This is a genomic window from Prevotella pallens ATCC 700821, assembly GCF_000220255.1.
Taxonomy (GTDB): domain Bacteria; phylum Bacteroidota; class Bacteroidia; order Bacteroidales; family Bacteroidaceae; genus Prevotella; species Prevotella pallens.
On the sequence record NZ_GL982513.1, the window covers coordinates 1,348,372 to 1,362,416 of the forward strand.

Annotated in this window: 13 protein-coding genes; 8 read left to right on the forward strand and 5 right to left on the reverse strand. The window is 35.3% G+C overall.

Features of this window, described 5'->3' with window-relative positions:
- Window positions 1-350 (forward strand): ISL3 family transposase (locus HMPREF9144_RS05225; protein ID WP_006044853.1); only part of this gene is annotated, 350 nt, incomplete at its 5' end.
- A gap of 451 nt (window positions 351-801) precedes the next feature.
- On the opposite strand, the gene cmk is transcribed toward HMPREF9144_RS05225, so the two are convergent.
- Window positions 802-1,494 carry a (d)CMP kinase gene (gene cmk / locus HMPREF9144_RS05230; RefSeq protein ID WP_006044854.1) on the reverse strand — a complete coding sequence of 231 codons (693 nt, stop codon included), beginning with the start codon at window positions 1,492-1,494 and terminating at the stop codon, window positions 802-804.
- 30 nt (window positions 1,495-1,524) lie between these two features.
- Window positions 1,525-2,469 carry a type IX secretion system protein PorQ gene (gene porQ, locus HMPREF9144_RS05235; protein ID WP_006044855.1) on the reverse strand — a complete coding sequence of 315 codons (945 nt, stop codon included), beginning with the start codon at window positions 2,467-2,469 and terminating at the stop codon, window positions 1,525-1,527.
- A gap of 147 nt (window positions 2,470-2,616) precedes the next feature.
- Between porQ and HMPREF9144_RS05240 the strand changes: the two genes are divergently transcribed.
- From HMPREF9144_RS05240 to HMPREF9144_RS05265, 6 genes are all read left to right on the forward strand, one after another.
- The gene (locus tag HMPREF9144_RS05240; RefSeq protein WP_006044856.1) at window positions 2,617-3,411 is read left to right on the forward strand and encodes an energy transducer TonB; all 795 of its coding nucleotides are present in this window, start codon (window positions 2,617-2,619) and stop codon (window positions 3,409-3,411) included.
- A 62-nt stretch (window positions 3,412-3,473) separates the two neighbouring features.
- A complete protein-coding gene (locus HMPREF9144_RS05245) occupies window positions 3,474-4,448 on the forward strand; it encodes a polyprenyl synthetase family protein (RefSeq protein ID WP_006044858.1) in 975 nt (324 codons plus the stop codon).
- A 31-nt stretch (window positions 4,449-4,479) separates the two neighbouring features.
- On the forward strand, window positions 4,480-5,175 hold the full coding sequence (locus tag HMPREF9144_RS05250) for a hypothetical protein (protein ID WP_006044859.1): 696 nt from the start codon (window positions 4,480-4,482) through the stop codon (window positions 5,173-5,175).
- A 60-nt stretch (window positions 5,176-5,235) separates the two neighbouring features.
- On the forward strand, window positions 5,236-6,009 hold the full coding sequence (locus HMPREF9144_RS05255; RefSeq protein ID WP_006044860.1) for a TatD family hydrolase: 774 nt from the start codon (window positions 5,236-5,238) through the stop codon (window positions 6,007-6,009).
- A gap of 65 nt (window positions 6,010-6,074) precedes the next feature.
- Window positions 6,075-6,428, forward strand: coding sequence for a DUF7716 domain-containing protein (locus HMPREF9144_RS05260; RefSeq protein ID WP_006044861.1), 354 nt, complete (start codon window positions 6,075-6,077; stop codon window positions 6,426-6,428).
- A gap of 68 nt (window positions 6,429-6,496) precedes the next feature.
- A complete protein-coding gene (locus HMPREF9144_RS05265; protein WP_006044863.1) occupies window positions 6,497-7,768 on the forward strand; it encodes an acyloxyacyl hydrolase in 1,272 nt (423 codons plus the stop codon).
- A 656-nt stretch (window positions 7,769-8,424) separates the two neighbouring features.
- Here the strand turns inward: HMPREF9144_RS05265 and HMPREF9144_RS05270 are convergent.
- Genes HMPREF9144_RS05270 through HMPREF9144_RS05280 form a run of 3 tightly spaced genes read right to left on the reverse strand, consistent with a single transcriptional unit; the run spans window position 8,425 to window position 11,183 of the window.
- Window positions 8,425-9,000, reverse strand: coding sequence for a LutC/YkgG family protein (locus tag HMPREF9144_RS05270; protein ID WP_006044864.1), 576 nt, complete (start codon window positions 8,998-9,000; stop codon window positions 8,425-8,427).
- Between the two features lie 30 nt (window positions 9,001-9,030).
- Window positions 9,031-10,428, reverse strand: coding sequence for a lactate utilization protein B (locus tag HMPREF9144_RS05275; protein ID WP_006044865.1), 1,398 nt, complete (start codon window positions 10,426-10,428; stop codon window positions 9,031-9,033).
- 23 nt (window positions 10,429-10,451) lie between these two features.
- A complete protein-coding gene (locus HMPREF9144_RS05280) occupies window positions 10,452-11,183 on the reverse strand; it encodes a (Fe-S)-binding protein (RefSeq protein WP_006044866.1) in 732 nt (243 codons plus the stop codon).
- A gap of 391 nt (window positions 11,184-11,574) precedes the next feature.
- On the opposite strand from HMPREF9144_RS05280, the gene HMPREF9144_RS05285 reads away from it, so the two are divergent.
- Window positions 11,575-13,734 carry a Tex family protein gene (locus HMPREF9144_RS05285; protein ID WP_006044867.1) on the forward strand — a complete coding sequence of 720 codons (2,160 nt, stop codon included), beginning with the start codon at window positions 11,575-11,577 and terminating at the stop codon, window positions 13,732-13,734.
- The last annotated feature ends 311 nt before the right edge of the window (window positions 13,735-14,045 follow it).

A 14,045-nucleotide genomic window follows, 5' to 3' on the forward strand; every position in this document is an offset into this window, starting at 1 on the left:
TGGAGAATGCCTTGACCCTAAACCGTCCGCTGATGATTGCCTATTATCTCAAAGAAGATCTTAAGGAAATATGGAATCAGTGTACTAAGCAAAAAGCTAAAGCTGTGTTGGATGAATGGGTAAAGCAAGCTATAGAATCTAAAATACAGCCATTGGCGAAAATGGCATCAACTATTAGAGCATACAAGACATACATATTAACATGGTATGACCATTATATAACAAACGGAACAATAGAAGGAATTAACAACAAAATAAAGGTTTTGAAAAGACAGATATATGGGTTCAGAAATGAAGAATACTTCAAATTAAGACTATATGCACTGCATGATAGGCGTCTACGCATTTAACGGAAGACCTCGTTTTTTTATTATTCTGAGTTAAAAAGATATGACGCACAAAAAGTTTTATCGGACACCAATAATAAATAATGCTTTCTGTTCATTCACTAATTAAGTAGAATGTCTCAGATTTTTATAAAAGACAGCTAGATATAGTTTCTCTCATTTTAGATATCTATCACGTTCATCTTAGATATCTATCACGTTCGTCTTAGATATCTGTTAGCTACAAATTAGACATCATTAGAAATCACTACTCTTATGTTTCTATATAATAATACTTTAGAGCTACTCATTCAACTAAAGGCTTATGAATTTCATTATTTCTAATCTTTCAATTTAGATATTATTATTATCGTCTGAACAACAATATATTACTTAGTGTTTTGTTATGTACGACTGAAATTTTCTTAAATAGATCTCTTTTTCAAATCATCTCCCCATCTTTTTCTATTAGCTATTATTTTTTACACACGCGTTTATATTGCTTTATGAGCCATTGTTTTTGCTCTTCAATACTAATATTACTGTTATCCAATTCTATGGCATCGTCAGCTTTGCGTAAAGGTGAAACGTCACGGTGCGAATCTATATAATCACGTTGCTTTACATTTTCCAATATTTCATTATAGTCAGCCTCCATTCCTTTTTCCATAAGTTCATCGTAACGGCGTTGTGCTCTTACTTCTGGCGATGCTGTTACAAAAATCTTTAGTTCGGCATTTGGAAAAACAACTGTTCCTATATCACGTCCGTCCATTACAATTCCTTTATCTTTACCCATTTTCTGCTGTTGTGCTACAAGCGCTTCACGAACAAATGGAATAGCAGCAATAGAACTTACATGCGATGATACTTCCATCGTACGTATTTTATTTTCTACATTTTCATTATTAAGATATGTATCTGGACGCCCTGTTTCTTTATTAAGTTTAAAACTTATATTTATATTCGGCATTGCGGCTTCCAATTCGGGAATGTTTATTTCGCCATCTTTAAGAAACAGTTTATGCTGTAAGGCATAAAGTGCAACACAACGATACATTGCCCCCGTATCTACGTAAATATAACCTAATTCGTGTGCTAAATCTTTTGCCATTGTGCTTTTTCCACACGAAGAGAAACCATCTATGGCTATTATTATTTTCTCCATTTATTCTGTATTTATACTATCTAATTTTATTTAAAATACATAAGCTAAGTTTACCATAATGGAACTGCTTGCTGCATGATATTTTCCGTACGATAAATTCAGTTTAAAACGTTCGAGATTTATACCGCCACCAAAGCTAAAACCAGCACCATGGCTACTTTCATCATCTCCAACTCCAATTTTCATATCGTTTGCTCTGCGAAAATTATAACCGCCACCTATCCATAAGCTTTCAGAAAGTAAAACTTCTGCACCTAAATTCAGATGGTTTATAAATCGGTAATTAAAATGTGTAAGGTCTACAAGCGTAGCTGATACACGAACAGGAAGTGCTGCAAACGTTTTACTAACACCTAATTGCAAATCAAATGGCATATTTCCAAAATTATCATCATAAGCTTTTACCTGGCCACCAAGATTTTTTGCGACAGCAGATACCGACCATTCACGTTCTGGGTCGTACCAATTAAGACCCAAATCTACACCAACCGCAATGCTGTTATAACTTCCAATATACGAGGTAATGAATTTTCCAGTAATACCACCAACTAAGTTTTTTGCTAATTCGTATGAAAAAATAGCCTCAACAGCAATCTCACTTGCATTAAATTCGCCCAGCTGCACATTGTTTTCGTCTACTTCTTTCATTTTACCATAATTCATATACTGAATACCACCAGCCAAAGTTGCCTTATCGCTCATTGCCTTTGTGAACGAAGCTCCCATATAATTTGCTCCTTTCATATAGTTCATATAACTAAGTCCAACTGTCATATCGCTGACAGATGCTGCCAATGCTGGATTAGAAAACATAAGTGAGGGGTCGTCTTCTATAATTGTTATATTATTGCCACCCAATGCTGCAGCATGTGCACTAATAGGTAATCGCAAGAAATTATATTCAGTCTGACTATCTTGTGCTTGCAATATTGTTGAGAAGAGTCCAAGAAAGAGGGTGAAAACGCACTTTTTCATTTAATGTATTTTAATTTATCGGCAAAGTTACATCTTTTTCCGAATATCTTATTACTTTTGTTTATTGATTTATGTGTATGCAATATTAATCTCTATAATTAATTGCTTGCATATATAACGGTGTATAACGAAATTTAGTGTTTAGCAGTGAAAACAAAGAAGTCGAATAATGCAGATTTAGAAAACAAGCGTTGGATAGGATTTTCGCTTGGGGTAATTATAGCATTGTCTATTTTCTTTGTTGCAATGGAATATTCAACACAAGATGGTGAAGAAAAAGAAGTAAATACTAATTTATTGAAAGACTTAAAAATTCACGACCAGGAAATGTTACCTGCAATAGATCAACAAAATCTAACAAAGGAAAAAGACGATAAGGCTCCTACAGTAGACGATATGCTTAATATAAAACGAAGTGAAACTCCACAAAAAGTTACACCTCATGAAGTGGGAAACACAGAATCAAACGATGATAAAACGGCTGCGCCAAATATTAATGAAGCACCAATACTTACACAACAAGCAACTTCACTACCAAATCCGACCAAAGTTGAAGAAGTAGCCAAAAAAGAAACGAACAAATTTACAGAAGACAATTCTGATAAAAAGATAGAGCGTTCAGATGATAAGATAAAAAAACGTATACTATCTGAAACACCAACTCCACCAGGAGGCTGGAGTTCCTTTATGGTGTGGTTGACAAAAAACATAAAATATCCTGCTAATGCAAAACAACTTCAGCAACAAGGTACTGTAGATGTAACCTTTATTGTTAATGCAGATGGAAACGTCAGCGATATAAAAATAAAGAATTCCAAAAATACCGATTTCGAACAAGAGGTTCTTAAAGTTGTTCGTACAATGGGTAAATGGAAACCAGGTATACAAAACAATAAACCATGTAAATCGTTATTAGAAATACCTATTGTATTTAGTTTGTAAGTAAAAAGAACAGCCCGTAAGGCAACTAATATTTAATTCAGAAAATATAAACCCACTTCGATATGTATACATCTAATGAACTTTTAGAGATTGTAAACCAATATTTAAATAGTCTTTCGTACAACCGTAAGCCTGCAAGTCTATATGCGCCTATCAAGTATGTATTAGATTTAGGAGGAAAACGTATACGCCCTATACTTATGCTGTTGAGCTATAACTTATATAAAGATGATCCGCAAGAGATATTGTCTTCTGCGTGCGCATTGGAAACCTACCATAATTATACACTTTTACACGATGATTTAATGGACGAAGCTCCTTTAAGACGTGGACAACAAACTGTACACATGAAGTGGAATGCTAATCAAGCCATACTTTCGGGCGATTCAATGTTAGTCTTGGCATACGAACGATTAGCAAAATGCGACACTAAACATATTGAGACTGTGCTATATTTATTTACGGAGACAGCATTGCAAATAGGCGAAGGGCAGCAATACGATATGGAGTTTGAGATGCGTAATGATGTTACTGTAGAAGAATACATCGAGATGATACGCCTCAAAACCAGTGTATTGTTAGCATGTGCCACAAAGATGGGTGCAATTTTAGCCGATGCAAATAAAGAAGATGCAGAGAATTTATATAAGTTTGGCGAACAAATAGGATTAGCTTTCCAGCTTCAGGACGATTATCTTGATGTATATGGCGATGCTAAAGTTTTCGGAAAGAAGATAGGCGGCGATATCGTTTCGAATAAAAAAACTTATATGCTTATTACAGCTTTCAATAAAGCAAATGCTGAACAAAGAGCTGAACTTGAGAAATGGATAAATAAGAGAAATTTCAATACCGAAGAGAAGATAGAAGCTGTAACACGATTGTACAATGAAATTGGTGTAGACAAACTTGCAAAAGAAAAAATGGATTTCTACTATGAGCAAGGAAAGAAATTTCTTAATGCAGTAAAGCTACCCAAAGAACGTAAAGAAGCATTGGCTGAATATGCAGCGAGAATGATGAAGCGACAAAAATAGTTTCTTTCATTTTTAATAAAAAGACTTTACTATGCCGTACAGACGTCTACCCAAAACTGATGCTGCCCGACTAAAGGCTCTAAAGACGCTATTAGACAACAATGATATTTATACTGCAAGAAATAAATTCATTGATTGGAAGCTAATAAATAGTGCTCAGCCACTTCACGACCGTTTACTTACAGCCACCGAGCAATATAAAATATCGTTATCGGCACAAGCTAGAAATGCAAAGAAGATAGATGGCTTACAATATCGCGCTTGTATGTTTCTTAGTCATTTTATACAAGTACTTTTAATGTCGGTGGAACGTGGTGAAATTAAACGAAAGAAATTACTTCTTTATGAGTTAGACGAAGATGCAACATCATTGCCAAATATAAAGTCGGCAGATGGGGTATTGCTTTGGGCACCGAGAATTATAAAAGGAGAAAAAGAAAGAATTAAACAAGGCGGGAAACCCATCTATAATCCTTCAATAGGAATGGTGGCAACTCATTTCGATATATATAATGAAGCTTATACTGCACAGCGAAAACTACAAGCCCGTACCAATAGAGATAATAGGGTTATGGCTGAATTGCGTCCTACTATCGATGATTTAATCTTAGAATTATGGAATGTTATCGAGGCTCATTTCGCAAATCTGCCACCGAAAGAACGGTATGAGCAATGTAGTAAGTTCGGAGTTATATACTATTATAGAAGGAACGAAGAAAGATTATAGTGACATGAGTAAAATGAAATTAATAAGCTGATTTAGCAGACAAAACTAAAATAAAGAGAAATGATTATAGACACACATACTCACTTAGACGGACCGGAGTTTAAAGACGACATTCAAGATGTTGTACAAAGAGCTAAAGGTGTTGGTGTATCAAAAGCATTTGTGCCCGCAATCGACTTAAGTTCTATAGAATCAATAAATAATGTCTGTCAACAATTTCCAGACTTTGCTTATCCAATGATTGGTTTGCACCCAGAAGAAGTGAAAGCAAATTATAAAGAGATACTTGAGAAAATGAAAGAAACACTACTTGCAAGCAGTAAATATATTGCTGTTGGAGAAGTTGGATTAGACTTTTATTGGAACAGAGAATTTGAGAAAGAACAATTGGAGGCTTTTGAAGAACAAGTAAAATGGTCTATTGAGACACGTTTGCCATTAATGATTCATTGTAGGAAGGCACAAAATGAAATGGTGAAGATACTTAAAAAGTATCAGAGTCAGCTGCCTGGTGGCGTATTTCATTGCTTCACAGGTAACGAAAAAGAGGCTGCAGAGTTATTGTCATTTAATAATTTCGTATTAGGAATAGGTGGAGTATTAACTTTCAAAAAGTCGAACCTACCAGAAACACTAAAATCTGTTTCTTTACAGCGTATTGTTCTTGAAACCGATTCTCCTTATATGGCCCCAGTTCCTTTACGGGGAAAACGCAACGAAAGCTCGTTTCTGGTACACATTGTTGCTAAATTAGCAGAAGTTTATAATACAACAGAAAATGAGATTGCCATACAAACAAACAAAAACGTGGAACGGATATTTGGGTTCTGCTAGATCCTGAATACTTCTGAAAGTACATTTCTAATCAAATCCTATATACTATTAAGGAGATATAAAAGATGCAAGAACTCAATCTACAAGTGCCTTATCAGCTAAATATGATATTAGAAATAATATCTAAAGAAGTCAAAGAGAATGGATTTACGGACGAAGATTATTGTTTGTATGCTCATAAGAAGACTCTAACTTCTGAACTTATTTGTTATTTGGACTTATATCCAACCGTATCTGACGATGATAAAGATATCTATCCCGACTTTATTATTAAGGAGAATCTAAGTTTATTATACTATGGAGAACAATTCGAAGATGTATTATTGAATGTTTTGGATCAAAAAGATAATCCTGCAATCAAGGATTATATCTCTGCATTAGATTACTATTCCAAGAATGATACATTTAAAGAGTTATAGCAATATAATTTCACGAATATGAGAAAAATAACTATCGAGAAGGGCAGACTCTTACAAATAATTGTTTTATGAGTATAAAAAAAAGATTATATGTAATTACATTATTAATTGTATGTATCAATGTAATAATACAAGCAGAGACTATTGGAAAAGACTCAATTAAACATTGGGGCTTTACTGCAAGTGTGATGAAAAGTAAAGTTATCGCATTAGATAAAAATCAACGTAAATATCTAAAAGAAAACAATAATGGCTCCATCGCTGTAGAATTAAATCATATTCATCTTCCTTCTGATAATAATTTATACGCAAAAGATTTTAATTATCCTTCTTTGTCTATCGGTTTACGTTATACATTAAACAATAGTATTTGTTTTCATCGTTCTCCCGATTATGCTTGGAGTAAAATAGAAGAAGTTCCATATAATTCTCATTTAGGCAATACTCTTTCATTGTATGGTACGTTTCAGCGTGCTATTCATCGTAACCAACATTGGGAAACTTCTTATTCATTAAGCGGTGGAGTTGGCTACACAAACAAATGGTACAATAAATATAATAACATTGACAACGATTTCATAGGAACACCTTTCCTCATATATTTCGGTGCTGGTATTCATCAAACCTACCGATTTTCTTCAGAATGGGGAGTAAGAGCAAGCTTAGAGTTTGTTCATCATAGCAATGGTGCTCTTTATCATCCAAATAAAGGCTCAAACAGTGTAGGCCCATCAATTGGTATAGTTTATTATCCTTATTACGAAACGCTCATTGGATCTCACAACTGTTTTAAATCTACTCCATTCAAAAAGTATTTTTACTTAGATTTTACAGTTGGTGTTGGTGCTAAAACTTTGGTTGAAGATTGGCAAATAACACAATTCCGTACATCAAAATCGGAGCCCAATTATCGTACTGGAAATTTTAAGCGATATGCTACCTATTCGTTGCAAGCCAATTTAATGTGTCGTTATGCACGTAGATGGGCATCGGGTATAGGAATAGATGCTTTTTATAACACATACGCACCACATATAGAACAATTGGAACTTAACAACGGCAATCCCATTAATTGCAAACCTTGGTCGATTGGTATTGCAGGAAAACACGAAATTTTCTACAATAATCTATCGCTAAATGTTTCATTAGGAAGTTATTTGTATCGACGAATGGGTACAATAGATAGAGAATTAGGTGGAAGGATATACGAACGAGTTGGTGTAAATTATTCGTTCCCATCACTCAATGGACTGAAGTTTGGCATTAATGTCAAGGCGCATTCCACAAAGGCAGACCTAACGGAAATTATTATTACCTATCCTTTGCGCATAAAAAAGTAGATTTACAGGTAGAATATAGCTCTGAGAATAAGGTTATAACATATATGTATAGTCTGCCTTTGGTTGGTATAATAGTGAATCAGTAGGAAAAAGATGAACAGACTTTAGAAAAGAGAGTACCTATAATGTTTTTCTATTATATTCAAAATAAACTCGAACAACATATTATTGTTCAGAGACTTATGACAGAGTTTGAATTAAAACAATGCAAAATAAAAGAATTCATAACACTCATTTGAATAAATATATTTCAGGTATTATAATATGAAGTTATAAAGATTGTAACTTGTCGTTATATCTAATATGGAAATAATAGATATCTGAAAGGAAACAAACAGATATCTGTGACGTATGCGACAGATATCTGTGACGCACGCGACAGATATCTGAAACAAAGATGACTATATTTAAAATATTTTTCTAAATATCTGAGAGCGTCTATTTATCTTATGAATAAAGAGTAAACGCTGTTTATAATCTCCGAATCTATTTTCTACTGTTCTCAGATATATTATGCTCTTCTATAGGTATAGTAGCCGATTCACCATACCAGCATATACACATAAAATTTGTGTACCTATTGTCTATATGGTCCATTCGTTGTATGCCTGTGAAGAAACTGGTGCGCTGAATTATTTCTTTCTATACTACTTTACTTATTCTATAAGAATAACCGTAACACCACGAGCTGCTTGTGCACCCATTACTAATGCTTGCTCTATGTCAGCAGTCTTGCTTGGTCCTGAAATAAAGACACCATATCCATAATTAGTTATCTTTATACGTTTGTAAGCTTCATGCATATTATTAACAACATTGCTTTTACTGAGCAAGATGACTAATTCTTCTGAAATAAAGCATACGGCGCGCTCTTTCATTGTTTGCGGTATCCATATACAACCATTTTCTGCAACTCCAACCTCTCCTTGTATAATGCCTACGTCTGTTCCATTTAAATCGGCTGCAGAAGCGATAGTATCTGGATTTAAATCAGCTTCAATCCCCTCTACGTTCGATGCAAATATTTTTGCATTGGGACAGGCTTCCCTTATTACAACGTTTAGGTTGTCTCCTTTCTTCACCTCTATTACCTTTGAGCCAACTGTCTTAGACATACCTATGAACTCTTTTACGACATCGATATAAACAATTCCTTGTACTGGTTTGGTTGGCATATCGAATTGCTGTGTGATGTTACGACGTAATTTATCGAGTAATTCTTCTTTCTTCATCTTGGTCTTCGTTTATGAAACCATAATACATTATTTTATTCCCTTCTCTTTCTCTTTTTCTTCTTCCATCATTTGTTTATAAAGTGTATGGAATGTTTTCTTAGGGAAGTGTGGCATATCGTGTCCCACACTCCATGTATTCAGTTTTACATCCATCATTTTTTGTGGGATAATATTAGCGAAATGCGCATATTTTGTAGCAACGCTGTAAATTGCAGGGTGTTGGTATAGTTCGGTCATTGCAACCGACATATATTTTTTCTCTTTATTTTCTGTACCAAATCCCTCCAACGCTTGACGCCAATAATAAATTTGGCTACCAGGTGCCACTTTTACTGGACAAACAAGGTCGCAGCTTAAACAGAGTGAGCAAGCTGAAACATTTCCACTGTGTTTTTTCGGATTGTGTACCATTCCAAGATTAATCCCTATTGGTCCAGGAATAAAATAATTGTATGAATAGCCCATTGAACGGCGATAAACAGGGCATGTATTCATACATGCACCACAACGAATGCATTTAGCTGTTCGCCAGTGCAATTGGTCTGCTATAATATTGCTTCGTCCGTTGTCTACCAAAATAACGTGCATTTCTGCTCCTGGACGAGCTTTACGAAACTGAGAAGTAAAGGATACAGACGGCTGTCCGGTTGCGCTTCGGGCTAATAGGCGTTGGAACACAGCCAGTGCATCATAGTTTGGAATAACCTTATCTATACCCATTGACACTATATGCAGTTTTGGAATGGAAGTACTCATATCAGCATTTCCTTCGTTTGTGCACACCACACAATCGCCCGTTGAAGCTACACCAAAGTTGCAGCCCGTCATACCAGCATCCGCTTCTATAAATTCTTGCCGTAGACTATAGCGTGCGCATTGTGTTAGATAGGTGGGATCGTGATTACCTATATCCTTTGATATACCATCTTTCTCGAACAATTCACCAACTTCATCGCGTGTAATATGAGCTGCTGGAACCACTATGTGTGCAGGTTTTAAGTTCATCAGCTGCAATATGCGCTCACCCAAGTCGGTTTCTACAACATCAATACCTTTTGCTATAAGGTATTTGTTCATTTCACACTCTTCAGTTAGCATCGATTTAGACTTCACCAGCTTCTTCACATTATGCTCTGCTAATATGCTGTATGCAATCTCGTTAAATTCTTGGGCATCTTTTGCCCAATGAACAATAACACCATTGCTCTCTAAGTTCCTTGAGAATTCGTCTAGATAATCAGCCAAATGTGTTAGTGTGTGCTCCTTTATCTCGCTCGCATGTTCTCTTAAATCTTCCCATTCGGGAAGCATTGCTGCTTGTATATCTCGTTTTTCTCTAAGTCCCCAAAACGTTTGGTCGTGTCGGGTTACTCTTTCGGGGTCTGATATAAACTTTGCCGCTTTCTTTGCATGACTTGTTGCCATCTCTATTCTTTCTTCGTTATAACCTAAATACCAGCTGCTAAAATCTCAGCAATGTGCTTAAATTGAATATTGTAGTGCTTTTTGTGTGCAATTCCTTGCATGTGCATTAAACAAGATGAGTCTGGTCCAGTAATAAATTCAGCACCTGTAGCTATGTGGCGTTTTACTTTATCATCGCCCATACGGCTACTTACATCTGGTTCTTCTATAGCAAACATACCGCCAAATCCACAGCATTCGTCTATACGTTCTGGTTCTTTTACCGTTATACCTTCTTTTAGACTTAGAAGATCTACTATCTTGCTATATCTTGGAATATGTTCTTCTGATGGTGAGCTCAATCGTAGCTCGCGTACTCCATGACACGAATTATGAACTGAAACTATATGTTCAAACTTTCCTGGAAGCTGCTTAACTTTTAAGACATCGTGTAAGAATTGCACCAACTCTAACGTTTTCTCTGGTGTAGAACATTTATGTTTATGAAGTTGTGGGTGGTTGAACTGTACAAAAGCTGCACATGAAACACTTGGAGTTACTATATAATCATAATCCTTAAACACATCTTCAAATTTTTCAACTAAATTCTTCGACATACGTTGGAAACCACCATTCGCCATTGGTTGTCCACAACAAGTCTGCCGTTCTGGATACTCTACATCAAGGTTCAACCCACGTAGAAGTTTATAAGTGGCAATGCCTACCTCTGGATATAAAGTATCAACATAGCATGGAATAAATAATCCTACTTTCATAAATAGTTATATCTTGTTAGCTTTTATAATACAAAGGTAGATATAAAATAATAAATAGAAAAGGAATGTAGCTACAAAATATAATTAGAGAGTTAATTTAGTTTGCATAGCTCTATTGTTTGAGCGTATAGAAATACAATTACTGTAATAACTTTTAGCATTATTCCCACTTCACTATCTTTCATTTCTAAAATACAAAAGAAGTACTCTACATAACCATTTTAGCGTAGACAGAATAGGTGAAGTAATATAAGATGGAAACTTTTTGGTAGCCACAATATACCACATACTACTAATTAGAAATATATCATATAAGAGTTACTTAGTGTAAGTAAATACTCCTATATTTCAAGATTTCTATGTAAATTTGCATCCAACCAAAAGTTAGAAAATGAACACATATACAAAACATATAGCACAAACGCTTAATTTACCTGAACGAAATGTTGATGCAACATTAACGCTATTGAAAGAAGGCTGTACTATTCCTTTTATTGCAAGATATCGAAAGGAACGTACGGGAAACCTCGATGAGCTGCAAATTACACATATTGCAGAAATGAACGTGCGTCTGATAGAAATAGATAAACGTAAGGATACTATTTTAAGAACAATAGGTGAACAAGGAAAGCTTACCAACGATTTGGAAAATAAAATTGCAAATTGTTGGGATAATACGGTGTTGGAAGACTTGTATTTGCCATTTAAGCCCAAACGAAGAACTAAAGCTCAAATAGCACGCGAACAGGGACTTGAGCCATTGGCTATGTTGTTATTGATGCAGAAAGAACAGAATCCAATAGTTGCAAGTAAGCGTTTCGTAAGAGGGAATGTGGACAACGAGATAGCAGCGCTACAAGGAGCAAAAGATATTATTGCCGAAATGGTGAGTGAAAACCAGCAGGCACGGAATACTGTGCGTAATATGTATAAGCGAGAGGCTGTGTTATCTTCTATGGTTATAAAAAAGATGAAAAGTACTGATGTGGCACAGAAGTTTTCTGACTACTTTGATTTTTCAGAACCATTGCGAAGCTGCAACAGTCATAGGCTATTAGCTATGCGAAGAGGCGAAACTCTTGGAATACTGCGTGTTAGCATTTCGATAGATGAAAAGGATTGTATTGAACGATTGAATCGGCAGTTTGTACATGGTAAAGGGGCTTGCCAAACTTTAGTAGCTGAAGCTATTGAAGATAGTTTTAAACGTTTAATTAATCCAAGCATCGAGAATGAATTTGCCCGATTAAGTAAAGAGAAAGCCGATGAGGACGCTATAAAGGTATTTACTGAGAATTTGCGCCAACTGTTACTGTCTGCTCCACTCGGTCAGAAAAGAGTTTTGGCTCTTGATCCGGGTTATAGCAATGGTTGCAAAATAGCTTGTTTAGATGCACAAGGAAGTCTGTTGCATCACGAGATAATCTATCCACATCCACCAAAGCGACTCTACGCACAGGCAACAGTGGCTATGATGCGTATGATAAATCAATATCACATAGAAGCGATAGCTATAGGAAACGGAACAGCGAGTAGAGAATCGAAAGACTTTGTTACCGATTGTATAACACATTTATCTGAAGCTGGAAAAGAAACTCCAAAAGTATTTGTCGTAAGCGAAGATGGCGCTTCTATTTATTCGGCTTCTGCTATTGCGCGAGAAGAATTTCCTAATGAAGATGTAACAACAAGAGGAGCCGTATCTATAGGTAGGAGACTAATAGACCCATTGGCAGAACTTGTGAAGATAGATCCTAAAAGTATTGGCGTCGGACAGTATCAGCACGATGTAGACCAGGCTGAACTACGGCGTTCTTTAGACTTAACTGTAGAAAGCTGTGTGAATCAAGTAGGTGTGAATCTTAATACAGCATCAAAACACTTATTGATGTATGTTAGTGGATTGGGTTCAGTATTAGCACAGAATATAGTTGATTATAGAAAAGAACACGGTGCTTTTACATCGCGTACACAACTAAAGAAGGTTCCTCGACTTGGAACAGTGGCATATCAGCAAAGTGCAGGTTTTTTACGAATACCAAACGCAAAGAATCCACTCGACAATTCGGCTGTACACCCTGAAAGCTATCATATTGTTGAAGCTATGGCAAAAAATAAAAATTGTACAGTAAAGGAACTTATAAACAATAAGAAACTGTTAGAACATATCAACCTAGAAGAATTTGTATCAACCGAAGTTGGTTTACTAACACTGAATGATATTTTACACGAATTAGAAAAACCTGGACGAGACCCACGTGAACAGCTGAAAGAATTTGAATTCGATAAATCTGTGCATACAATTGCAGACCTTAAAGAAGGTATGGAATTGCCTGGAATAGTAACTAATATAACAAACTTTGGTGTCTTTGTAGATGTTGGGGTTCACCAAGATGGGCTTGTACACATCTCACAATTAAATAGTAAGTTTGTTTCTAATCCTAACACTATTGTACATTTGCATCAACACGTATATGTTAAGGTTATAGAGATAGATTCTAAGCGAAATAGAATAGGTTTGAGTATGAAGAATATTAAACAACCAATTTAAAATTGTATACGCCTATATAATCAATCTAGTATATCGACTATGTAGACTTAATAAGAATATAGTGGAAGATTTATTAGTCGCATCTATTATTTACGTATAAAACAAATAGAATATTCCTAATTTTGTTACTTTTGTTTCAGATATCTGTAAGTCTCGTTACAGATATCTATGAGTTTCGTTTCAGACGTCTATCAGTAACAAATTAGATATCACAAAAAACTACACCTGTTATGAGTCTATACTGTAATACGCAAAATATATTTATTCAGCTTAAGATATATGGCTTATAATATCTGTAATCTTTTAATTTA